This is a genomic window from Haloferax mediterranei ATCC 33500 (assembly GCF_000306765.2).
GTDB lineage: Archaea > Halobacteriota > Halobacteria > Halobacteriales > Haloferacaceae > Haloferax > Haloferax mediterranei.
The window spans coordinates 2682089-2703521 of the sequence record NC_017941.2 but is presented as its reverse complement, the minus strand read 5'-3'; the positions used below and the strand labels follow the sequence as shown (position 1 = coordinate 2703521).

Genomic DNA, 21433 nt, shown 5'->3' with positions numbered 1-21433 from the left:
TTTTGTTCCCGTAGACTGGGAACCGCTGCAACTCACGCACCAACCACATTCTGACCTGTCTGGCTCCCAAAACCAGTGAATATTGCTCGTATAGCGCCTGTGTCGGGCTGTGCACAACCGAATTCATTTGAACGTCGATGGCCAATCGTGGTGCAATGACGAAGGTCCACGTTTCGCTTCCGGAGGACGCCGAAGCCGGGCTACAGGCGTTCATCGACGAGGTTGACGAACGTCTTGCTTCAGACGAAGACACGTGTTCGGTCGTCCGAGACACGCTTATCGACCTGTTTGGTGACCGCGAAGCGTGGGAACGGTGGCAGAGCGGGAAGCCCGTTTCACCGGCGACTCGCGTCCGCCTGCAGGGCTACGATCCGTGCAATGCGACGCTCGAAGCCGAATATTACGCTGAAAAGGACGCGGAGAAGTTCAAACGCTCGAAGCACCTCCAGTGGCTCTGGCGGCAGTTCGACGCCACGCCGATGGCCGACAACGTTGATTTCGCCCTTCGGTTCCGACAGCTGCTCGCCAAGCACCTCTTCGAGGAGGCGGGCGACAACCTCCGTATCTTCAAGGGCGTTACCTTCTCCTACGGCCACAACATCTCCGTCGGCGACAACACGGTCATCCACGACGACGTTCACCTCGATGACCGCGGGAAACTCACCATCGGCGACCGGGTCTCCATCTCCGACAGCGCCCACATTTACAGCCACTCTCACGACATCGTCGATCAGACCGAGGTTCGAAACTACCACACGACGATTGGCGACGACGCGCGCATCACCTACGACGCGATGATAAACGCCGGCGTCTCGGTCGGGGAGAACGCAATCGTCGGCGCTCGGTCCGTCGTTCAGGGGGACGTGCCCGCGCATCACATCGCGGTCGGGTCGCCGGCCAAGAGCGTGAAAATCAAACCCGGCTTCGAAGACGTGGCCGAGCCGCTCGATGCCGGCGGCGAACGCCGAGCCGACGAGCGAGAACTCCCGTACGACCTGCCGGATGCTATCGATACCTTCGACGAGTTCGACCGTGACGTTGGCAAGCCGGTTCAGCCGCACCGGACTGAGTAGGTTCCCGTCACTTCGCATGCTGAAGTCGGTTGGCAACTGACTACCTTTCTTTTCCCTTTCGCTTGTTCGAAGTCGTACGAATTCTTTACACCCACTAACAGGGCTGATGTCGTGGTGTTCTATTCGTCGCGACAGTAGCTTTCGGTACAGCAAACGCTGGGAACGACCGAAGAACCGATATATCATGCTAACGTAGAACAATGTGTGATGGACGTCTGGGGTTGGATTGTCATCTACGCCCTTGGATTGACCCTGCTCCAGCTATTGGTTTACCGCTACCTCCTCAACGGCGGGGAACCAACAATCGGAGATAGCTCCGGCCGTGACTCCGACCGCTCGGAGCGGTACGTTCACCCCGAAATTGCCGCCTCCTTCGAGGAGCGTTCCCGGACTGGCGTGCAGACGACGCCGACGGGTGAGCGCATCTGTCCGAACTGCGGGGCTGAAAACGAGGCTGACACGACCTTCGACCTCTGTTGGAACTGCACCCGACGCATACGCTGATTGGTCTCGGCCGAGTCCGTTTTACCGCACCCTCGACAACCTACATGTATCATGGCCGACGACGAAGCACTCCACGGGGAAATCGACGCACTCGCCCGCGACGTCGAGCGGGCGATTTTGGAATTCGACTCGGCCCTCCAACGCCACGACCGGATTCGGCAGACCGCCCGTGAGCCGGTCTTTCGCTCCGAGACGGTCGAGTTCGACGACGTACAGGAGCTGTTTTTCTAATCGTAAGCTCGCCGTGCGACTGAGTGGGCGCTAATCGGTCCGTAACGTGTTTCTCTACTCCTCTTTTTCGTCAGTCTCCTCGTCTAATAGCCGATCCCCGTACTCAGGGAGCACGCAGTACTGAGACACGTATCTATCAGAGATCCATACACACAAGCCAAGAAACCCAATCCCAAATCCGTAGAAAAAACCGCTGTGTGCAGTCGCATCAAGTTCTATGCCGTATATCGCTTCTGTTAGGTTCTGTATCGCGATGAATAGCGGTAGCCAGAGTAGGAATCCTATTACTACAGGTCCTCGACTCATGTTCCACAGCACCAGGCTTTCCGTACTCGACTCCGCTTCGCAGCGTGCCGAGTAGATACTCACTGACTGGGCCGGTCGTGGAAGGGGAAGTTTCCGCCGTAACAGTACCAGTCCGCCGCAGATTCCCCATTGGATGAGTGTCTCCCACAATACGCCGACGCTCATCGTTGATAGAAGTTGGTAGACGGGGACTGTTATGGGTGTGAATACGATGAGCACGAAAATCGGCTCTGAGAAAGTCCGCTTCAACTTTTCAAAGCGAGAGATAGTCGACTGAGTCACTGGATTTTGGTAGCGGCCGACGCTAGCTTAAGCATTCTCCTCAAAATATCAATTTCTGTTGTTCCACTTCCCCACCGAGACGATGTCTCGCTGAGAGTCCCACGAGCAACGCGAGTGGGGCGTCGGCGAAACGAAGTCTCGCCGGAAGTGCGCCGACCGGGACTGAGCAAACCGAAGGTTTGCGAAGGTCGGTCGGCAACCGACCGGAGGGAGTGCGCCGACCGGGAATTGAACCTCACTCGCAACGCTTCGCGTTGCTCGCTGGTTCAGATTCCCTTCGTGTCGCATCTCTTCACTTCACGGGACTCGGAACCTGACGGCTCCTCGTCTGGTTCTGTTCAGAAGATGCGCCGACCGGGAATTGAACCTCAGTCGCTCACTTTGTTCGCTCCTTGATTCAATTCCCTCTTTGGTCGCATACACACTCGACAGGGACGAGCAACACGCTTCGCGGTTGCTCGTCCGTTGTCTCGGTAGAAATGCGCCGACCGGGAATTGAACCCGGGCTTCGAGCTTGGGAAGCTCGTGTCCTACCACTGGACCATCGGCGCTCATTACATTCGCCCCGTGCGACCAACTGAAGCAAAAACCCGTAGACTGCGGGGACACTTGAACATAGCGCTTCACCCGACGGGTGCGACCCGAACTGGACACCTGTCCAGTGCCCCTGCGCGACGAGTGACTATTTGGCCTCCGAGTCCTAATCGGATTTCATGACAGATGTCGACGTTCTCTCGGAGGACGCACCACTCGACCTTCGTCTCTCCGACGCCGAACTCGAAGCACACCGCGAGCACATCACGACGTTCATCCGCGACGCCGTCGAGGCCGCGGGTGCCGACGGTACTGTTCTCGGGCTCTCCGGCGGCATCGATTCGACGCTCACCGCCTTTCTGGCGGTCGAAGCACTCGGTGAGGAAGGCCTCCACGGACTCATCATGCCGAGCGTAGCGAACGCCGATGACATGATGAGCGACGCCGAGGGCGTCGCCGAAATGCTCGGCATCAAATACGACGTGGTCGAGGTCCAGCCTATCGCGGAGACGTTCTTCAATACCTTTCCCGAGGCGGCGAACGACCGCATGGCCGCGGGGAACATCTACGTCCGCGCTCGCGGTGTCCTCAACTACTTCGTCGCCAACCACGAGAACCGAATCGTCCTCGGGACGGGCAACCGCTCCGAAGCGCTCACGGGCTATTTCACGAAGTACGGCGACCAAGCGGTCGACTGCAACCCCATCGGTAACCTCTACAAACAGCAGGTTCGCCAGCTAGCCGCCCACGTGGGCGTGCCCGAAGACCTCGTGATGCAGACCCCCTCCGCCGAGATGTGGTCCGGACAGACCGACGAGAAGGAACTCGGCCTGACGTACGACGTGCTCGACGCGATTCTCGCGCTCCATATCGACGGCCCGCTCTCGAAATCCGCAACCGTTCGCCACCTCGACGTGACCGAAGCCCAAATCGACCGCGTCGTGGAGCTGTACGAGCGCAGCGCCCACAAGCGTTCGATGCCCCCCGCACCGTCGCCGCTCAATCTTTAGGGCCTTTCCCGGCTCCCCGTTCCGGGTCGGCTATTCTTCTCTCGATGCTGCGATGTCGTCGACGTTCGCCCGGTGGAGTTCGGCGAACCCCGCCGCCTCGTCCTCGAATTGCTCGTCGTCTGGGCCGCGGTCCCGGAGCCGTTTTTTGATGATGCGGAGTGACTGGTGGTCGTTGTCGGCCATCGAAGCGGCAACCTCGCGCGGGTCGTCGACGATTCGAGAGACGAGACCCATCCGAAGGGCTTCGTCGGCGTCGACGACGCGCCCGGACAGCGAGAATTCGAGGGCGTGACCCTCGCCGACGATGCGAGGGAGGCGAACCGTTCCACCCCACGCCCCGAAGAGACCAAGCCGAACACCCGGTTCCCCGAGTGTCGCCCGCGAGGTCGCCACTCGCACGTCGCAGGCGAGCGCGAGCTCGACGCCGCCGCCTCGGGCCGCGCCGTCGATACCGGCGACGACAACCGAATCGGACGCCTCGATAGTGTTGGCGACGCGCTGGCCCAACCGGGCGAACGCCTCGGGGTCCGGAAGGTCGGCGTCGCTGTCGAGACTGGCAACACTGTCGAGGTCGGCACCGGCACAGAACGCCGCCCCGCTCCCGCGGAGCAGCACGACCGGCGCGTCGGTCGCTTCGACTGTGTCCCCAAGGGCTTCGAGGTCGGTCGGTCTGAGTGCGTTTCGTCGTCCCGGTCGGTCGATAGTCACGACCCGGAGGTCGCCGTCGTCCGTCGTCCGTATCATACGACCGTTGTGCCGTGGTTTTCCAAAGGTCTTTGCCCTCCCAACCGTAAGTCTCGGCCGATGGACGACGCCGTGCGAGCCCGTGAGGCTGCGCGTGAGGCCCTCTCTGATATCGAACCCGAAGCCCTCCGTGCGACGCTGGACGAACGCCTCGACGCCGCCTCCCTGACGCCGGCGGTGCTCACTTTCGTGAGCGCGCGGGCTGTCGAACCGAAGGTTGACCTGAACGGCATGGCATCCCGAGCCGCCGGAGTGCAACTCATCTACGAGGGGCTTCGGCTCACTCGCCTGCTCTCTCAGGACGAACCGTGGGCGCACCTCGACTCTCCCGAGGACGACACCGACGCCGACCTGGACATCCTCGCCGCGGACGTGCTGGTCTCGCGCGGGTTCTATCTCCTCGCTCGGACCGAGGCGGCCAACCACGCCGTCGAGACGGTCCGGGCCTTTGGTCGCGACCAGACACGACTTCAGTCCCTTCCGGAGTCGGAGCAAGCGGCGCTCGACAGCAACTTAGAGGTGAACATCTGCACGCTCGCCGTCGTCGCCGGAACGACTGCCGTCGGGTCGCCCCCGCCGACCGCGCTCGTCGAGTACGCGGCTGGCTTAGCGGAGACGCACGACGGGGACCTCCCCCCGGCTGCAGAGACGGTCTCCGAATCGACCGTCGAGCGTATCGCAGCACTCTACCGCGGCGGCGCGGGCGACGACCCAGTTACGTCGATGGCCGACCGCTAATCGACATACGCTACCACGGTACCGGGCCGTCTCGAATCGAAACCCCTAAAGAGTAACCCGGACAACGAAGGAATGCGTGCCTGGGTAGCTTAGCGGTAAAGCGCGTCCTTGGTAAGGACGAGAGCGATTTTCGGACTACGAGGTTCGAATCCGACGGCTACAGGCTCTCACGCCCGTTTTTGCGCCTTCTCACCAAGAGAAATAAGGTGCGTTCAAGTGTACGATTACGCTACAACACAAGCAGGCCGCTGTATAGCAATTAGCATTCTGACTACGACACATACCTCACGTGTGGGGGTGTGGGTATGAACCGCGACGACCCACTCGACAATATCCCCGCATCGAGTTCCGAGGAGACTCCAAATCTTCCTCCGGCTCGCAAGCCGGTCGAGTTCTCGTCCCCGCTCGTGAGCAAGCGTTCCAAGGAGGACTTGGAGAAATTTGGGGTCAATATGCTTGGCGACTACTATGACTTCAAAGAGGAAGTCCTGTCGTGGCTCGCCAACTATGGGAAGCACCCCGAGAAGGGAGAAGGACTGGCAGAAAGCACGCTCCAATCCACCCACTACAAACTTGAGACAGTCTTCCGCTGGCTGTGGGACTACGAGCAGAAGTACACGACTGATCTAACCCCGGAGAAGGCAGACCGGTTCATCCATCTCCTGAATATGTCCGATGGGATGATTGACTCCAGCGTTCTCCACCATCTCAAGGTCATCAAACGGTACTTCAAGTTCCACAACCACGTCCACGGAACGGATTACGACTGGAATCCAGACGTTGAGTTGAGCCAATCCAACGGAGACGAGCGTGATTACCTTCATCGACGGGCGTTCAAGGCACTGTATAAAGCCGCGCTTGACTTCGGCACGGTCAAGAGTTATCACAGTTCTTCGATGACGCCCGAGGAGCGCGACCGAATCAAGACGTACCTCGCCCGGCGAGATGGAGTTCCCAAAGACGAGATCGGCCCGGAGGAGTTCAAGGCCGCGAACTCATGGAAGGTTCCATCGCTTCTCGCCGTAACGCTCGATACAGGGCTTCGACCCATCGAGGCGGGACGGGCCACCGTGGATTGGGTGAATCTGGAGGCTCACGAGTTGAACATCCCGAAGGATGAGTCGACGAAGAACGAGGCTCACTGGAACTGTACGCTGAAGAACCGAACGGTCAAGGTGCTTCGTCGCTGGCTCAATGAGCGTGCCACCTACGACAAGTACCAAGACCGCGACGAGTTGTGGTTGACAAAGAAGGCGACTCCGTACAGTTCGAAGTCGTGTAACTACCTATTGACTCGACTCATTGAGGAGGGAGATGTGCCGATTCCAGAACACAAGGAGATTACGTGGTACTCGATTCGGCACGGTGTGGCGACCCATTGGGCGAACCACGTCGGCCCACATCATGCGAAGGAGCAACTTCGTCACAAGAGCGTGACGACGACGATGAAGTACCTACACTCGGACACCGAGATGCGGTCTACGGCGGTGGAACAAATCTGGTAGAGGATTAGTTCCCCGGTCAACTTATTTTTGTCAAATACCTCTAAGAAAACGTGCGAGAATCAACCCCCGAGGGCTTAGGCGAAGGAATTAGCGTTTCTGACATACACGACACAGAAAATAAACAAACATTTCCAAAACAATTGCTATTAGATAAACTGGACGCCGCTGAGTTCTTCAAAGATAAAATGGCGGAACTTGAACCTCTTTCTTCTGATAGTGATGAGGCAAACGAGTTTCGTTACTACTTCGACGGGTATATCGGTTCGATAATGAGCATCAAGGCATTTTATCAATCGCAGAGTGTCAAACAATTTGACAAATGGACTGATTCAGAATGGAAAGCAGATTTACATAATTTCCTACGAACCAGCCTTCGGAATCCAATACATCATCCTAACGAGTGGATTGATGAACCGTATTCCGGAATTTCACGTAGAATGGTAGTTGTAGAAGGTACTGTTTGCTTTGCTGTTGGCGACCTTCCAAAGAGTGTTTATGAACACTTCACTCAAGAAGTAGGGTCTTTTTCTATGTCGTTTGTTTCTGTTGTTGACATCTGTGGGGTCTATATTAATTTAATAGACCGTTGGGTAAAGCACGTGGAACAGATAGAGACTGGCTGGTTCCGAGTACCTACAATTGGTAGTGGGAAGCATGGGGATTCTTTCCGACCAAAGTATGGGGACTTACCGGGCATCTCAGGCCATAGCGGGAATCGGTTCGAAGATTGTGAACCAGGCTTTGTAGTGAAATTTAAAGGGACGCCTGAGGCGATAGAAGAAATAAGTGGGAAAGAGGATGCTGAGGTTCTAGATGATGACGACGTAGTGGAATTATTCAATCAGATGGAACACGTCACCAATTTCAATTCTATTGAAGAGGTAAACAAAAGTTTCCGAACTGCAAGTAGGAACTATTTCTGAACGTCGAATTCCAATCAAACGTTTGTTCTCAACAAATGTATCGAAATCATCGGCGGTTACCGTTGATTCACTCCTTATAATATTGATGGACCAGTTTAATTCATTGAGCGCGGGTCAGATAGCCGAGAAACAAAGGAGGATTGTTTTGGCACGGTACGTTGAGACACACCCGAAGCGTTTCATCACATTCTTATACAGCCCTGTAGTAAAATTGGATGCAGAAAGCGCGTCAATGGGGATATTCACCCATAGAGCGCCTGGGTAGCTTAGCGGTAAAGCGCGTCCTTGGTAAGGACGAGAGCCCGGGTTCAAATCCCGGCCTAGGCTTTTTCCGAACCCAACTCCCGAGCAGCGCGTCTTGTCGCGCTGCGACGGGGTGAGGGAAATGCCGTCCCCGGCGATTTGAGCAGCGAGCAAATCTTCGATTTGCGAGTGAGTTCAAATCCCGGCCTAGGATTGCTTCTTCGAAGCAAATTGTAATTCGTAGACAGTGGTCCTCTAGCATAAGTTTTCAACCGATTAGATTCGAGAAGGACACCCGTTTTTCGGCCTGATTTGCGATGAATCGGCCTGTGAAAGGACACCCGCGTGCGCAACCACCCTGTGCCGTAGGCGGTTTTCTGGAAATGGCGGTGAAACGCGGGAACGCGCGAGTGATAGCACACAACAGCAGTTGACATTTCAGCAGGGCTTAGTGGACGGCCTTATGCTATATTCAAAATCCACAAATTTTCTCGCGGCGGGTTACGTTGATTCGGGACCGCAGCGTTTCGGCGTGTTCTAGCCGGGGTCATTCCTTATGCTATCTGGCCCCGCTGAAATCCTCAGTCGTTGATGGTTTAGTAACCCCGTGCTGAATACAGAGCGCGTATCGGCTATCACTACGTTGCCATCATTGGTTGTATCGAGTGGTGGATAGAGAGTAGGTACTCCTCACGGAAGGGGTGGAAGTATATGCTAAGTGACAAAATATTCATACGACTGTCTGTTGGGTACCTCTATGACCGATCTTCTCCGGGTCGGGATAGGGCTTGCAATCGCGGCGATGGGTGCGTTAGCCGTTGTGAATCACCCACCCTCTTGTAGACAAAATCAGGCGCGCCTCGAGAACGATGGGGACCAAACAAAGTGCAACCGATGTCGAGATGAGTCAAGAGTCCATAATGCTTGGCCGAGCCGCCGGTCTGCTGATTATATTATACGGTGGTGGAATCGCAATCGGCGGATTGTAACTCACGAGCGTACTTACTCAGACACGTGCTGTCCAATCTGAGGCGTACACAGTTTCTTTCTATCAGACAATCTAACCGACCTCCGGTGAAAGAGAGGGCAGCAGTTGCTGCATACGCCCTCTATATTCAGCACACCGTACCTGTCAAACCACACTCGATGGGACCGGCGCACTGTCGGTGGACTCCCTCGTGCTCCCAGACACTTCAGCGTGATAATCACGACAAAATTTATGCCAATTGTAATGTATGAAAAAGTAACACAATGGGTGCAGGTCTCACGCGAAGGGAGTTGCTGGTCGTCGTTGGGGCGACGGCCGGGCTCGCAGGGTACAACGAACCGCAGGATAACACAGAGACGCCGGGCGCGACGGCCACGGCCGCGAACGGAACGCTCGTCGTCCCGGCGGAGACGACGACGACCACGACGAGCGTCGAGTGGTTCGACAGTATCGAATGGCACGATGGCGGTCGGCTCGTCATCGAAGCAAACACAGGACTCGGACTTGCGGACACGGAGGCTTAAATGACGGATATCGAACTCAAAAACGAAGGCGGACAGATCGTCGCGTACGACAAAGACACTGGAAACAAGGTTGCAGTCCCGGTCGAAGAGCTAACTACAGAATCCGCATATGTCGGGGGCGTGACAATGTACGTTCGGTCGACCGGCGACGACGCGAACGACGGTCTCTCTGCGGACAACCCCAAGCAAACGATTAATGCCGCCATCGCAGACGCGCCTATCCACGGCGACCGAACTACTCGACTCACTATAGACATCGGAAGCGACACTATTAGCGACACCGCAACCGACCTGGTCGAACTCCGAGAGGCGTCCGTTCCGTTCCTCCATATCGTTGGGGCAACCGACGGGAGCGGGAATCCTGCTGGCGTTCTCGACGCGAGTGGGAACAAGTACGGTGTTGACGCGTGGGGTCCGATGCTGGTAACTCTCGAAAACGTTGTCTTGAAGAACGCCGACAATCGGAATCTGCTCCTGCGGAATCTCGTCTACTGCAAAACAATCAACTGTGATGTGATTGACGGAGGCTTCAGAAATGCAGGCGTCGGTCAGAACTCTGTCCTTCGTATCGACGCTGCCTCAAAATGGGACATTACCGGGACAACCGGCGCGGACAATAACATCGAGCTAATCAATTCGATGCTAGAGTGTGAGGGAGAGATTGTAGGGACCGGTGGCGGGAACTCCGTGATCAAAGCCAAACAGGAATCGGTGGTGTTAGCATTTTCTAACAGCCTCTACGATGCGAACGGAGATAATGAGCCATGTATAGTCGTCACCGACAGCTCAGATTTAAAAATCGGGAAGAACACGACGTTTCAGAACGCCTACGCCATCGCAAGGGGGAGGCGTGGATGTACGATCAAGACAGTTGACTACTCGACCGTTGCTCAGAATAGTCTAACTCACGACATCGACGCCCCAGGCCTCTCAATCATCACCGATGAAACGACCAGCGAGACGGTTACCACACTCCCTAAAATGTCGTCCGACCCCACGACATTCATAAAAGCCGGACCAGCGAATGGTCGGCTTTATTACAACCTTAGCACGGAGTTCCCGCGATTTTACTCCGACACACGTTCCGAATGGGAGGAACTGGTCGGAGGTCAAGTCGTCAACGAGGGGACTGTGACTGTGTCGGCCGGGAGTTCGACAGTGGTGACCGTGGATACTGGTCCGACAGAGCCTGTTTTGCCAGTGTGGTCATTCGCAACTGAGCCGGCGGCCGCGGTCGACGTGCGACACGAGATGCGTTACGGCGGTGGCGAAACCCGTGTTGCGTTCATCGAGCAGACTGCGAATGCCAGCGTAGAACTCACATTCAAGATTTACAAAGTCCCGAGATCGGCCTGAACGCTTTAGGCGCGTAGTTAGCGGCTGATTCTCTTTCCCCACCCCTGTAATTAACCCGCGATGACCCCCCGCACCGTCACCATCCCTGACGCCGTCGACTCACGGAGCGAGCCCCCAACTGACATCACCGGCCCCGCGACGTGAAGAGGGGCCCTCGCGGCCGACCACCAACCCTCAGAGACTCATGAATGCGACTTCGAAAAGCACGGGCGTTAGCGGGGCTGGTCTTCGCAGCGGCGTTCGCCATCGCGTTGCTCGCCGACGTCCTCTTCCCGACGACAGCACAGCACACCGGCAACTCCCCACTAACCTCCGAACTCCCAAACAAATTTCAGTTCTATCAAACAAATTCCATTATGCCCGGAGCCGCGTTTCTTCACGGGGACACAGTCACGCTTCGAACCATCGAACGGGAGGACATCGACTTCCTCCACGAGATGATCAACAACCCCGATTTATGGCAGGGGTTCGGCGCTCCGAACCCTCGAAGCCGACACACAGTAGCCCAACAGTTTGAGGAACAAAATACGGACGTCGAACTGCTCATTTGCCGCGATGAAGCGCCAGCGGGGAGAGTCAGACTCGTAGATATTGACAAAGACTGGGGGAACGCCGAACTCACGTGTTACGTGGCTCCGGAGTTCCACGGTCGAGGATTGGCCACCGAAGCCTGCCAGTTGCTCATCGGATACGGATTCGACCACTTGCCAGTTACCAAAATCGTAGCTCGAATCTTCGATTCGAACCGGGCTTCGCGTGGGCTGGCCGAGAAACTCGGCTTCACACACGAAGGGACGCTTCGTAACCACGTCTACCACAACGGGCGACACCTCGACTTGCACCACTACGGACTGTTAGCGGAGGACTGGCGAACGGAGACGTGACCCTCGTCTCTCTTTGTAGGTGTCAATACCCCATCTCAACGGTTTGACTGCACGACCGGCCCACTTCTGAGAAAACTATTAACTAACCAACAGACGTATCACAACATATGATGCCCTCCTACTCGAAAGCGAACATCCTCAGAGGAGCGTCAGTCGCAGCCGCAGCACTCCAAACGATATTTCTCGTGGCCCTGCTTCCACAACCCGGCTATCAAACATCGCGACTCGTTCTGTTCGCGGTCGTTATCGGGTTGGGATGGGTTGGTGCCGCTGGCGCAGTCCGGAATCGATTCGCCCTAACTGTCGGCAGTGCTCTTGGGCTGTTCCTCCTCGGCTTCTGGCAGTTCACCATCGGACTGGTCATGCTGCCGACGGCGGCGATTTTCCTCGTGACCGCGCTCCTCACCCGCGGAGAGTCGGAGACCCAATCGAAACCGGCAGCTGTCTGCTGAGGAACCTCACCCGAGAACGACACGAGAGTCCGTTTTGCGTCCACGGTGTTGAGGTAGCCACAAGACATTCCTTGAGTTGTTAGAAATTTGTCTTTATGTGCTCTCGCTGGTCAGCACTCGCCGCCCTCAGTATCGTCCTCCTTGCCGGTTGTTCCGGCTTTGGCTTCGGTCCCGGTTCACCGACGACAGACACGGCGACACCCGCAAACACAACTTCGACGACAACTCCCAACACAGCTACAACGACGACCACGACTGCGACGACTACAGCAGAGGAGTCCGCCCAATTCCCGCCGGGAATAACTGCTGACGGTGTCGAAGAACCGTTTACAGTATCGGGTGCCCACGAAACTATTCTCCAAGAGTCGTCCTACTCAGTGCAGGAAGTTTCCGAAATCCGTTATGCGGAGAACGGAACGGTATACACCCGTAACACGGTCTCGACACAGGTCTCATCGACTGAGAACCGCTTCCTGTTCAATTCGACTATGGAGGGGTCGTTCCCGCGGTTCGGCAACGAAACGAACGGCACGGTCGCCCACTATTCAAACGGGTCTGTCGCGTTCCGAAAAATCGAGACGGGACAGAATAGCACGTACGGAATCATTGCGGGCCCGAGCGGACAAACCGTCCCCCCGTCGGAGGTCTCTCGCGGTACACCGCTCAACAATGGGTGGATCCCGGTTCTCCTTGCGGGATTTTCGAACGACTCAGTCACGAAGCAGGACGAATCGACCTATCGCGTCACTGCGACGTCGTTTAAAAGCGATTTACTGGAAGTCGACGGACTGATGGTGACGAACGTTACGGCCGCCAATCTCACAGCGACGGTCACTGCGGACGGACTCGTCAAAACGTATCAGCTATCATTTCAGGGAACGCTGAACGGCGACGAGGTGAACGTGACAGAACAGGCCACCTACTCAGATATCGGGTCGACGATGGTGGAACAGCCATCGTGGTACGACCGGGCTGTCGCTAATTCGTCGAACTGACTGAAGGAGACGGTTTCGTCATTCCTGCGGGATTTTCACTCGACAAACAACCGGATATCCTCGACAATCGGTCCCTCACACTCCGTCGGAATTTCGTCGAACCATCTGAGGTCCTGTAGCGCTTCGCCGTCGAGTTCAGGGTTCGAAGCGACTGGACACCCTTCCACGGGCACCGCTCGGCAGACGACGTTGTATATCGTGGTTTGCTGGTCCGTCCCTTCCTTTTGGAAGTCGATACGGCGGACTCGCTCCGGGCAGTCGAGTTCGACGGGAACGCCAATCAACGACTGCACTCCTTCGCGGGCAGTCGCCACCCAATCGTCGCCCGGTTCGGCCGGGAAGGCGGTGAGTGTCCACCCGTGCGACCCGTCGTCCATCAGGAGAACCTCGCTCGCGTCGTTGGTGACACCGACTGCGACGTGACTATCTAAGTCGTCGCGGCAGGATTCGAACTCCTCGTGCCCGACGATGTGTGTCTCCTCGTGAAACGCGATGTTTTCTCGGTCGCGGAGTTGTTCTGGGTCTTCCAAGGTAACCATCACAGATGAACTGAAGACACACTGCCATAAACCCGGAGGGGTGGCTGTGACTGGGAGCTTTTCTCCCGATGACCGGTACCTGCTTTCCATCGTTCTCCTCGATAGACATTTACACGCACGCTCTGTTTCGTGACTCATGACACGGTTCTCGATTCGGACCAGTCCGACACGCCTCCGATGGGTCCTCTGGGCGCTCCTCACGGCCGGGTTTCTGCTCGTCAGTTTCCATCGGGTAACATCGGCCGTCCTCGCCGATGACCTTTCGCGGGCGTTCGACACGACCGGAACGGAACTCGGTCTGTTGCACGCCTCCTTTTTCTACATCTACGCCGGGCTACAGCTACCCGCGGGAATCCTCGTAGACCGTACGGGGTCGCGTCGAGTTGCCGCCGGTGGGCTCGGGGTGATGGCAGTCGGGGTGTTCGGATTCGCGCTTGCACCGACTTATGGCATCGCGTTCGCCTCACGAGCACTGTTGGGGCTTGGCGGAAGCGTCCTCTACACGGCGACGTTGCGGTTCCTCGCGAACTGGTATCGACCGGACGAGTTCGCCACGATGACCGGGTGGACCGTCGCGGCGGCGGGCATGGGCGGTGTTCTCGCCACGACGCCGTTGGCTATCGCAATCGACAGCGCCGGGTGGCGGTCCGTCCTCCTTGCAATCGGTGTCGGCGGTGTCGGCCTCGCGGTGGTGACGTATCTCGCGGTTCGAGACCGACCGCGTGACGCCGGGTTCGACCCACTCGACGGCGTCCAGCCACCGGAGTCGAACGTCGAGTTCTCGACCGTCGTCACGAACACCAGACGAGTTCTCGGGGAGTTCGAGACGTGGTTGATGGGGACGATGCTCTTTCTGGTCATCGGGACGAACTTCACCGTCACCGGATTGTGGGGGGTGCCGTACATTGCCGACCTCTACGACGTGTCGGTTCAGACGGCTTCGCTTTTCGTTTTCGTCGGCAACATCGGGTTTCTCCTCGGGTCGCCCGTCATCGGGACGCTCTCGGACCGACTGGGCCACCGAACCGAATTCATCCTCGCGTCTTGTCTGGTGTTTACTGTCTCCTACAGTCTCATCTTCCTCCTCGTGACGCCGCCGTTGCTCGTGGTCGGCGTCCTGCTTTTCGCCGCCCTGTTTGTCATGGGAGGGGCGGTCATCGCTTTCACCGTCGCCAAGGAGCGACACGACGCAACCGCGAGTGCGACGGCGACAGGTGCGATAAACAGCATGGGGTACTTCGGCGCGGCCGTTTTCCCCGCGGTGATGGGCTTCGCGCTCGACGCCTACTGGACGGGCGAGACCGTCGCCGGCGCACGAGTCTACACACCCGCTGGCTATCGCGTGGCGTTCGGTATTGCCACCGCTGCAGGAAGTATCGCGGTGCTGTGTGCCTATCTGCTCCACCGACGCGAGTCACGGACCGAGGCAACACCGACGAAGAGTGCCGAAGTGACCGATTGACTAACCGACTCTTGACTGGCCGACTACTCGATTCCTGACTAGCCAACTCCTGACTACTCGATTCCTGACTAACCGACTCCCTCTCAACCACCTACTGTTTGACTAAGACTGTCTGGTGTGAGCAGTTACGCGTCTTCGTCTTCTCCTTTTTCGGAGTTGTGACGGCCGGGCTGGACGACGGGACCGACTACCGGAGGTCCTGCACGAATCGTTCGGGGACGTGGTCGATAACGTGGTCTGGCATCGCATCGACGAGTTTCTCGGCAATCGTGACCATCGGTTTCCGGAGCAGCACGTAGATGCCCGAGATAGCGACTGCACCGATGACGAGCATCTCGACGAGTCCGTCAAAGGCGACGACAGGTGGAACGGCGAAGGCAAGCGTTAGCGCGAGGTCTTCAGGTGCGCCATCGTACCGAATCAGCCGTTTCGGGGCGAGCCAGCGGCCATTCCAGTGGTCGTACACGGCGCGCTCGGACGTGCCGAGCCACGGCTTGAGTTCGAGGCCGCCGCCGAGCACGTCCGAAGCGGAGTGCAGCGCGGCGGCCGCGAGGAACAGTGCGACGGCGAGGCTGGTGGTAGTCGGATTCAACGCGGCGATTACACTCGCTGGAGCGGCGAGTGCGCTGAAATACACAGGGAAGTGGAGTGTTTTCCGGTGTCCTGCGTACAAGTCGAAGTCGGGGAACAGGCCGCCCAGTGCGGCCGCGAGGACCGGAAGCATCCCGGCCTCGGGGACCAACGCCCACACGGCGGTGCCGAGGACGACACCCGCGAGGGCGTGAGTGGTGGCCATCATCGGTGGGGCGTATGTAACCAGAAGGAAAAACAATGTCGGTGGTTGTGCTAGCTCTTGCCACACCGGGATTTAGCGTGTCTATGGCGTACGTATCGGTATCTATGTGGTCACAGCAGAGCGAGCGAGTGGTAGGCCGAGCGATACAGCTCGCTATCTGTCTCATCTTCTTCGCGGGCGTGTATACGCGGAATCTGAGCGTCCTCGTCAACGCTGTCGTCGCGCTCAGTGCGACGTTTCTCCCCGCGATACTCCGTCGCGACTGGCAGATTAGACTTCACCCGTTTCTTGGCATGTGGCTGGCGATGGCGGTTCTGCTCCACGCAATCGGGATGCTCGGGCCGTACCACTACATCGATTGGTGGGACCACGTTACCCACACGCTCTCGGCGACGGTGGTCGCTGCCGTCGGCTACACGACGGCGCGGGCCATCGACGAGTACTCCGACGCCGTCTACTTTCCTGACCGGTTTATGTTCGTTTACATCCTACTTTTTACCCTCGCAGCGGGCGTCTTCTGGGAGGTGTTGGAGTTCGGTGCACGCCTCGCGGCCGACGCAGTCGGGATGGAGGCCATCCTCGTCCAGTACGGACTCGGCGACACGATTATCGACCTCGTCTTCGACAGCGTCGGCGCGGCCCTCGTGGCTCTGTTCGGAACCTCGCCCCTCACAGAGACCATCGACTCGCTAACTGAACACCTCGAACGCACCCGAACCTGACCGGGGACTATCTTTTAGCCACCTGGTGTGCATAGTAATACCATGAAGTGCGTTATCGTAGGATATGGTCGCGTCGGTTCCCGGACCGCGCGGGTGCTTCGAGAGGAGGGACACGACCTGACCATCGTCGACAACAACGAACGGAAAGTCGACCGCGCCCGCGACGAAGGATTCGACGCCATCCTCGGTGACGGCGGGACAGAAAGTGTCCTGAAAGAGGCGGGCATCGAAGACGCCGACGCGATTGGTGGGCTAACCGGCGACCCGAACATCAACTTCGCGGCGTGTATGCTCGGCAAAGAGTTCGGCTGCCGGACGGTCATGCGAATCAGCGAAGACTACCGGCAGGAGATTTACGAGCGCTATGCCGACGGCGTCGACGAAATCGTCTATCCCGAACGTCTCGGTGCGGCCGGTGCGAAGACGGCACTCCTCGGGGGTGACTTCAACGCCATCGGCGACTTGACCGACCAACTCAGTCTCACAACGGTTCGGGTTCCCGAAGGTGCACCCATCATCGGCGAACACGTCGCTAACATCGACCTCGGGTCGGGTGGGCGCGTCTACGCTCACGGGCGGAAGCACGAATCGATGACGATTCCGCTTCCAGGGACGATTGTTGAACCCGGTGACCAGTTGGCACTCATTGCGGAACGCGATGCGCTTAAAGAGGTCCGGTCGAAGCTCCTCGGCTGATGACACGACTCGGAGCAGAGCGCATTCGCTCACTGAGTAGGTCACTCGAAAATGGCGCCGTGGTGGCGGCGCCGCACGCCGTACCGGGGGAACCAGAACGACGAAGGTGGTGGTGTGTGCCGGGCGCGCGGGTGGGAGGATGGGAACTGAGGCCGGAAATGCGCGCCCTATTCTGGGGTACGCTCCTCGGACCTTAAAGCTGTGTCAGACGGCAGTCACACGCTGGTTACGTCCCATATTCGGCTCTTTCGCCTTCCAGCAAACCGCGGTATTTTGCCATCAGTAAACGAGTTTACCTTCGACAAATCTTCGAACCCGGTCGTCGGCTGGCGATTCGAATACCTGCGCAGTCGGCCCCGATTCGATACACGTCCCATCAAGGAGGACGGCCGTCCGGTCAGACACTCGTTGTGCTTGTTGCATATCGTGGGTCGCCAACGCGACGGCGATGCCGCGGTCGCGCGCTGCTCGCATCGCCGACTCGATGGCGGCGGTGTTTCGCGGGTCGAGATTCGACGTCGGCTCGTCGAGGAGTAACACGTCGGGGTCCGGCGCGAGCGCCCGCGCGATGGCAACCCGTTGGGCCTCACCGGCTGAGAGCGACGCAGCGTCGCGGTGTATCTTATCCGCCATGCCGACAGTCTGCAACGCCGTCACGACGGTCTCTGACGGTTCGTCGGAGCCGAAGGCGCTCTCGACCGCATCGCGGAGCCGAGCCGACCACGCCCGCCGCACGCGCAGTCCGTACGAGACGTTCTCGACGACAGTCGAAGAGAAGAGACTCCGACTCTGAAACGCCATTCCAACCCGGCGTCTAACGGCTAGCCGACGCTCTTCGGGGAGTTCCCACACGTCGTCGCCGTCGACTTCGACCGTCCCATCTGTCGGTCGCTCGAACATCGCGAGCAGTCGAAAGAGCGTCGTCTTTCCGGTTCCGGAGGGGCCGACGACGGCGAGAATCTCGCCGGGTTCGACGGCGATGGAGATGTCTTCGAGGATAGCACCGTTTTCGAAGCCGTGACTGAGGTTGCGGGCGGCCAGTCGGGTACCTGCCCGCTTTTCGCCTGTTGCTGCCGACTCGTGCGTATCCGGTGACCGCCTCTCGCTCGTCATCGGTTGCCTCCCCTCGGCGTTCGGTCACGGAAGCGCGCGCCGAGTGCGTTCACTGTCAGGACGAGCGTCAACAGAATCGTTCCGAGGGCGATACCCGTCTCGATGTTCCCCTTCCGCGCTTCGACCGTGATGGCGGTCGTGAGCGTCCGCGTGAACGACGTGCTGTCGGAGAAGACGATGTTACCGCCGACGATGAGCACGGACCCGACTTCGCTTATGGCGCGGCCGTACGCGGCTAAGAGTGCCGTGACGATACCGTAGCGAGCCTCACGGACGACGAGGAAGGCAACGTCAGTCGAGGTTCCGCCCGCGGCGAACGCGGCGTCTCTGAGGTCCTGTGGGACCGATTGGACCGCGGAAAGCGAGACGCTCACGAGGACGGGGAGTGCGAGAATCGTCTGCGAGATAATCATGGCCTCGGGCGTAAACAGGAGGTCGAACGTGCCGAGCGGTCCCGACCGTGAGAGTCCGAGGAGGACGACGAGACCCACGACGACGCTCGGAAATCCCATCCCCGTCGAGATGATGGAGGTTACGACGGACTTTCCGTAAAAGTCGCGGAAGCCGACGGCGAGGGATATCGGAAGGCCGATGGCGGCGCTGAGGACGACAGCCACGGTACTCACGTACAGTGAGACGAGAGTAATGCTGACGAGGTAGGTGAGATTCAGGTCGCCAAGGCCGAACACGGGATGTGATGGGGGCTGACCGGACTAAAAGTCCTCGGGGACGTTCTCCGTAACCCACTGTTCGAACTGCGCGTCGGAGACCGACGCTGAGGCGTCTGCCGTCGAGGCGTTTGCAGCGTTTCCACCCTCGTACTCTTCGGGAACGTACTGACCGAACTGTGAGGACTCAGAGAGCGCGTTCGGGAAGAACAACTGCGAGCCGTTTGCGGTGTAACTGCTTATGATGTTTTGTCCCTCGGGACTCGTGAGGAATCCGACGTAGGCCATCGCCAGCGCGTAGTTCACGTCGGGGTACTTCGCGGGGTTGACCGGGATGACGCCGTAGGGGTTCTTCAGAATGGTCGGGCCGCCTTTGAGCGGTCCCTGCACCAGAATCTCTGATTTGATGTTGGTCTTCGTCGCGAGGTACGTCCCGCGGTCTGAGAGCGTGTACGCACCCGACTGGTCGGCCTGAACGAGTGTGTCGCCCATCCCCTTGCCGATTTCGCGGTACCACTTTCCGCTCGGGTCCACGCCAGCGGCGTCCCAGATGAGCAGTTCCTTCTTGTTCGTCCCGGAGTCGTCGCCGCGCGAGACGAACGTCGATTCGGACTCGGCGATGGTCGCAAATGCCTCGGTCGCACGTTCCATCCCCTTGATTCCGGCGGGGTCGTTCGACGGTCCCACGATGACGAAGTCGTTGAACATCACGTCTCGGCGGTTGACGCCGTAGCCCTCCTGCAGGAACTCGTCTTCCGCGCCGCGAGCGTGGACGAGAATAACATCGGCGTCCCCGTTTCGAGCCGTCTCGATGGCTGCGCCGGTCCCCTGCGAGATGGTCTTCACTCGGGCGTTGAACTTCTCTTCGAACACCGGGTTGAGCGCATCGAGGAGCCCCGTGTCGTAGGTACTCGTGGTCGTTGCCAGCGTCAACTCCTGTTTCGTACCACTGTCACCCTCGCCCGAACCACCGCCGGAGGCGGTGTCTGTCTGTGTTCCGTCGTCTGCCTGCTGCGGATTCGACTCGCCCGTACAACCACTCAGTCCGAGAATCGCACCGACCCCCGCCGCCTGCAAGAAGCGCCGTCGCTGTATCGTCATGACTGTCTCCTGTGCTGAACGGGAATTAACTGTTTCCCACGCGATGTAATTATTAATGGTTCAAATATTCGCCCCGCGTAATCACTTCGAACCCATGGGTGGTTGCGTCGGATTCATCTCCAACGAATACGTCTGTTCGTCTATGAACTGGGAGTCACTCTTCGTCCGCGCAGCAGCGTACGAGACGACCGAAACGGAGATTACTGAGGCGCTTCGCGCCCACCGAGGCGACGATGCCTGAGGTCGAGCCGTCGCCCACGCGAGTCGTCGCCGACGCTGACGTACTCGCCGCCGACCTTCTCGTCGACGGGCCGTCCAGAGCCGCACTCGACCAGCTTCGGGGCCATTCGTGGACGACGCTCGTCGCCAGCGACGCTCTTCTCGACGACGCCGAGGCGGTCATTTCGACGCTCTCGGACGAGGAACTCGCCGCGGACTGGCGTACCAAGGTCGACGAGTGGGCCGAAGTCGTCGACCATCCAGAAGGCGACCATCCCGCACTCGCAGCTGCCTATCACGGCGGTGCGATGCATCTGCTCACGTTCGACGAGCGACTTCGCTCCGCGGAGGCGGGCGTGTCGCTCGGCGAACGCTTCCCGGTCAGCATTCGTCACCCGAAGGCGTTTGCGTCGCTATTCGCGCCGGAAAGTCTCTACGCCGAGGTCGCGGACGACCCCTATCCGGGTCCGGACCGCGACCCGCGGGCGTAACAGTCACAGCAGGTCGCTCACTTGTCGTGAGTGACGCGCGTCACGGCGAACGTCGCGAGCAGGGTCACGACGCCGAATGCGACCGCGACGCTGACGCTTCCGGACATATCCTGGAAGAACACCGCGATAGCTGCGAAGACGGCGACGCCATAGCCACTCGCTGCGCCGGCAGCGACGGCGGTCGCTCGATTCATGTTCCTCCGTGTGCGTCGATAGCGACTGTGTGTACTCCTGAACCGAATCGGTGAGCTTCGATACGTTCCATCGTCAGTTGGACTGTTGAAGCGGATTCACGAGTCGATACACATCTGGCTGTGGGCGTGGCTGGACGAGA

The 21433-nt window shown here is 58.6% G+C and carries 24 protein-coding genes and 3 tRNA genes; 18 read left to right on the top strand and 9 right to left on the bottom strand.

Annotated features, from left to right (window positions below; translation table 11 throughout):
• The first annotated feature begins 155 nt into the window (after nt 1–155).
• The 3 genes from HFX_RS13700 to HFX_RS13690 all read left to right on the top strand — a co-directional run bounded on the left by HFX_RS13700 (nt 156) and on the right by HFX_RS13690 (nt 1808).
• Nucleotides 156–1073 carry an acyltransferase gene (locus HFX_RS13700; RefSeq protein ID WP_004059299.1) on the top strand — a complete coding sequence of 306 codons (918 nt, stop codon included), beginning with the start codon at nt 156–158 and terminating at the stop codon, nt 1071–1073.
• A gap of 207 nt (nt 1074–1280) precedes the next feature.
• Nucleotides 1281–1577: a DUF7577 domain-containing protein gene (locus tag HFX_RS13695; protein WP_004059300.1), complete on the top strand. Its 297-nt coding sequence runs from the start codon at nt 1281–1283 to the stop codon at nt 1575–1577.
• 51 nt (nt 1578–1628) lie between these two features.
• The gene (locus HFX_RS13690; protein ID WP_004059301.1) at nt 1629–1808 is read left to right on the top strand and encodes a hypothetical protein; all 180 of its coding nucleotides are present in this window, start codon (nt 1629–1631) and stop codon (nt 1806–1808) included.
• Nucleotides 1809–1862: 54 nt separating this feature from the next.
• Here the strand turns inward: HFX_RS13690 and HFX_RS13685 are convergent, their stop codons facing one another.
• On the bottom strand, nt 1863–2333 hold the full coding sequence (locus HFX_RS13685; RefSeq protein ID WP_049917471.1) for a hypothetical protein: 471 nt from the start codon (nt 2331–2333) through the stop codon (nt 1863–1865).
• A gap of 543 nt (nt 2334–2876) precedes the next feature.
• A tRNA-Gly gene (locus tag HFX_RS13680) sits at nt 2877–2947 on the bottom strand.
• A 162-nt stretch (nt 2948–3109) separates the two neighbouring features.
• Here HFX_RS13680 and HFX_RS13675 point away from each other — a divergent pair.
• A complete protein-coding gene (locus tag HFX_RS13675) occupies nt 3110–3940 on the top strand; it encodes an NAD+ synthase (protein WP_004059303.1) in 831 nt (276 codons plus the stop codon).
• Between the two features lie 30 nt (nt 3941–3970).
• Here the strand turns inward: HFX_RS13675 and HFX_RS13670 are convergent, their stop codons facing one another.
• On the bottom strand, nt 3971–4684 hold the full coding sequence (locus tag HFX_RS13670) for an enoyl-CoA hydratase/isomerase family protein (RefSeq protein ID WP_004059304.1): 714 nt from the start codon (nt 4682–4684) through the stop codon (nt 3971–3973).
• Nucleotides 4685–4744: 60 nt separating this feature from the next.
• On the opposite strand from HFX_RS13670, the gene HFX_RS13665 reads away from it, so the two are divergent.
• The 10 genes from HFX_RS13665 to HFX_RS13620 all read left to right on the top strand — a co-directional run bounded on the left by HFX_RS13665 (nt 4745) and on the right by HFX_RS13620 (nt 13292).
• Complete coding sequence (locus HFX_RS13665; protein ID WP_004059305.1) at nt 4745–5422, top strand: DUF7114 family protein; 678 nt, start codon at nt 4745–4747, stop codon at nt 5420–5422.
• Nucleotides 5423–5500: 78 nt separating this feature from the next.
• Nucleotides 5501–5588 (top strand) — tRNA-Thr (locus HFX_RS13660).
• 139 nt (nt 5589–5727) lie between these two features.
• Nucleotides 5728–6927, top strand: a complete 1200-nt coding sequence (locus tag HFX_RS13655; RefSeq protein ID WP_014732396.1) for a tyrosine-type recombinase/integrase — start codon at nt 5728–5730, stop codon at nt 6925–6927.
• A gap of 50 nt (nt 6928–6977) precedes the next feature.
• Complete coding sequence (locus HFX_RS13650; RefSeq protein ID WP_049917472.1) at nt 6978–7850, top strand: hypothetical protein; 873 nt, start codon at nt 6978–6980, stop codon at nt 7848–7850.
• A gap of 255 nt (nt 7851–8105) precedes the next feature.
• A tRNA-Thr gene (locus tag HFX_RS13645) sits at nt 8106–8177 on the top strand.
• Nucleotides 8178–9344: 1167 nt separating this feature from the next.
• The gene (locus HFX_RS13640) at nt 9345–9605 is read left to right on the top strand and encodes a hypothetical protein (RefSeq protein ID WP_004059308.1); all 261 of its coding nucleotides are present in this window, start codon (nt 9345–9347) and stop codon (nt 9603–9605) included.
• On the top strand, nt 9606–10961 hold the full coding sequence (locus HFX_RS13635; protein WP_004059309.1) for a hypothetical protein: 1356 nt from the start codon (nt 9606–9608) through the stop codon (nt 10959–10961).
• Nucleotides 10962–11149: 188 nt separating this feature from the next.
• A complete protein-coding gene (locus HFX_RS13630; protein WP_004059310.1) occupies nt 11150–11845 on the top strand; it encodes a GNAT family N-acetyltransferase in 696 nt (231 codons plus the stop codon).
• Between the two features lie 107 nt (nt 11846–11952).
• Complete coding sequence (locus tag HFX_RS13625; protein ID WP_004059311.1) at nt 11953–12297, top strand: hypothetical protein; 345 nt, start codon at nt 11953–11955, stop codon at nt 12295–12297.
• Between the two features lie 95 nt (nt 12298–12392).
• Nucleotides 12393–13292 carry a DUF7537 family lipoprotein gene (locus HFX_RS13620; RefSeq protein WP_004059312.1) on the top strand — a complete coding sequence of 300 codons (900 nt, stop codon included), beginning with the start codon at nt 12393–12395 and terminating at the stop codon, nt 13290–13292.
• A gap of 35 nt (nt 13293–13327) precedes the next feature.
• On the opposite strand, the gene HFX_RS13615 is transcribed toward HFX_RS13620, so the two are convergent.
• Entirely contained in the window at nt 13328–13831 is a 504-nt protein-coding gene (locus tag HFX_RS13615) for a hypothetical protein (protein ID WP_004059313.1), read from the bottom strand.
• A 136-nt stretch (nt 13832–13967) separates the two neighbouring features.
• Between HFX_RS13615 and HFX_RS13610 the strand changes: the two genes are divergently transcribed.
• Nucleotides 13968–15293, top strand: coding sequence for an MFS transporter (locus tag HFX_RS13610; protein WP_004059314.1), 1326 nt, complete (start codon nt 13968–13970; stop codon nt 15291–15293).
• A 187-nt stretch (nt 15294–15480) separates the two neighbouring features.
• On the opposite strand, the gene HFX_RS13605 is transcribed toward HFX_RS13610, so the two are convergent.
• Entirely contained in the window at nt 15481–16092 is a 612-nt protein-coding gene (locus HFX_RS13605; RefSeq protein WP_179955345.1) for a metal-dependent hydrolase, read from the bottom strand.
• A 101-nt stretch (nt 16093–16193) separates the two neighbouring features.
• On the opposite strand from HFX_RS13605, the gene HFX_RS13600 reads away from it, so the two are divergent.
• A complete protein-coding gene (locus HFX_RS13600) occupies nt 16194–16811 on the top strand; it encodes a hypothetical protein (RefSeq protein WP_004059316.1) in 618 nt (205 codons plus the stop codon).
• A gap of 42 nt (nt 16812–16853) precedes the next feature.
• Complete coding sequence (locus tag HFX_RS13595; RefSeq protein ID WP_004059317.1) at nt 16854–17507, top strand: potassium channel family protein; 654 nt, start codon at nt 16854–16856, stop codon at nt 17505–17507.
• 279 nt (nt 17508–17786) lie between these two features.
• Here the strand turns inward: HFX_RS13595 and HFX_RS13590 are convergent, their stop codons facing one another.
• From HFX_RS13590 to HFX_RS13580, 3 genes are read right to left on the bottom strand one after another with little or no spacing between them, the layout of a single operon-like run.
• Nucleotides 17787–18620, bottom strand: coding sequence for an ABC transporter ATP-binding protein (locus HFX_RS13590; RefSeq protein ID WP_004059318.1), 834 nt, complete (start codon nt 18618–18620; stop codon nt 17787–17789).
• Nucleotides 18617–19309, bottom strand: coding sequence for an ABC transporter permease (locus tag HFX_RS13585; RefSeq protein WP_004059319.1), 693 nt, complete (start codon nt 19307–19309; stop codon nt 18617–18619). Before HFX_RS13585 ends, HFX_RS13590 begins: the two co-directional genes overlap by 4 nt.
• Before the next feature lie 24 nt (nt 19310–19333).
• Nucleotides 19334–20389, bottom strand: a complete 1056-nt coding sequence (locus HFX_RS13580; protein WP_014732400.1) for a substrate-binding domain-containing protein — start codon at nt 20387–20389, stop codon at nt 19334–19336.
• A 233-nt stretch (nt 20390–20622) separates the two neighbouring features.
• On the opposite strand from HFX_RS13580, the gene HFX_RS13575 reads away from it, so the two are divergent.
• Nucleotides 20623–21099, top strand: coding sequence for a PIN domain-containing protein (locus HFX_RS13575; RefSeq protein ID WP_004059321.1), 477 nt, complete (start codon nt 20623–20625; stop codon nt 21097–21099).
• A 17-nt stretch (nt 21100–21116) separates the two neighbouring features.
• On the opposite strand, the gene HFX_RS20090 is transcribed toward HFX_RS13575, so the two are convergent.
• A complete protein-coding gene (locus HFX_RS20090) occupies nt 21117–21293 on the bottom strand; it encodes a hypothetical protein (protein WP_004059322.1) in 177 nt (58 codons plus the stop codon).
• Between the last annotated feature and the right edge of the window lie 140 nt (nt 21294–21433).

Excerpts from the sequence above, each read along its gene's own strand:
- HFX_RS13700 (WP_004059299.1), top strand. The coding sequence starts at position 156 with ATGACGAAGGTCCACGTTTCGCTTCCGGAGGACGCCGAAGCCGGGCTA.
- HFX_RS13695 (WP_004059300.1), top strand. The coding sequence starts at position 1,281 with ATGGACGTCTGGGGTTGGATTGTCATCTACGCCCTTGGATTGACCCTG.
- HFX_RS13690 (WP_004059301.1), top strand. The coding sequence starts at position 1,629 with ATGGCCGACGACGAAGCACTCCACGGGGAAATCGACGCACTCGCCCGC.
- HFX_RS13675 (WP_004059303.1), top strand. The coding sequence starts at position 3,110 with ATGACAGATGTCGACGTTCTCTCGGAGGACGCACCACTCGACCTTCGT.
- HFX_RS13670 (WP_004059304.1), bottom strand. The coding sequence starts at position 4,684 with ATGATACGGACGACGGACGACGGCGACCTCCGGGTCGTGACTATCGAC.
- HFX_RS13665 (WP_004059305.1), top strand. The coding sequence starts at position 4,745 with ATGGACGACGCCGTGCGAGCCCGTGAGGCTGCGCGTGAGGCCCTCTCT.
- HFX_RS13655 (WP_014732396.1), top strand. The coding sequence starts at position 5,728 with ATGAACCGCGACGACCCACTCGACAATATCCCCGCATCGAGTTCCGAG.
- HFX_RS13640 (WP_004059308.1), top strand. The coding sequence starts at position 9,345 with ATGGGTGCAGGTCTCACGCGAAGGGAGTTGCTGGTCGTCGTTGGGGCG.
- HFX_RS13635 (WP_004059309.1), top strand. The coding sequence starts at position 9,606 with ATGACGGATATCGAACTCAAAAACGAAGGCGGACAGATCGTCGCGTAC.
- HFX_RS13630 (WP_004059310.1), top strand. The coding sequence starts at position 11,150 with ATGCGACTTCGAAAAGCACGGGCGTTAGCGGGGCTGGTCTTCGCAGCG.
- HFX_RS13625 (WP_004059311.1), top strand. The coding sequence starts at position 11,953 with ATGATGCCCTCCTACTCGAAAGCGAACATCCTCAGAGGAGCGTCAGTC.
- HFX_RS13620 (WP_004059312.1), top strand. The coding sequence starts at position 12,393 with ATGTGCTCTCGCTGGTCAGCACTCGCCGCCCTCAGTATCGTCCTCCTT.
- HFX_RS13615 (WP_004059313.1), bottom strand. The coding sequence starts at position 13,831 with ATGGTTACCTTGGAAGACCCAGAACAACTCCGCGACCGAGAAAACATC.
- HFX_RS13610 (WP_004059314.1), top strand. The coding sequence starts at position 13,968 with ATGACACGGTTCTCGATTCGGACCAGTCCGACACGCCTCCGATGGGTC.
- HFX_RS13605 (WP_179955345.1), bottom strand. The coding sequence starts at position 16,092 with ATGATGGCCACCACTCACGCCCTCGCGGGTGTCGTCCTCGGCACCGCC.
- HFX_RS13600 (WP_004059316.1), top strand. The coding sequence starts at position 16,194 with ATGTGGTCACAGCAGAGCGAGCGAGTGGTAGGCCGAGCGATACAGCTC.
- HFX_RS13595 (WP_004059317.1), top strand. The coding sequence starts at position 16,854 with ATGAAGTGCGTTATCGTAGGATATGGTCGCGTCGGTTCCCGGACCGCG.
- HFX_RS13590 (WP_004059318.1), bottom strand. The coding sequence starts at position 18,620 with ATGACGAGCGAGAGGCGGTCACCGGATACGCACGAGTCGGCAGCAACA.
- HFX_RS13580 (WP_014732400.1), bottom strand. The coding sequence starts at position 20,389 with ATGACGATACAGCGACGGCGCTTCTTGCAGGCGGCGGGGGTCGGTGCG.
- HFX_RS13575 (WP_004059321.1), top strand. The coding sequence starts at position 20,623 with ATGCCTGAGGTCGAGCCGTCGCCCACGCGAGTCGTCGCCGACGCTGAC.
- HFX_RS20090 (WP_004059322.1), bottom strand. The coding sequence starts at position 21,293 with ATGAATCGAGCGACCGCCGTCGCTGCCGGCGCAGCGAGTGGCTATGGC.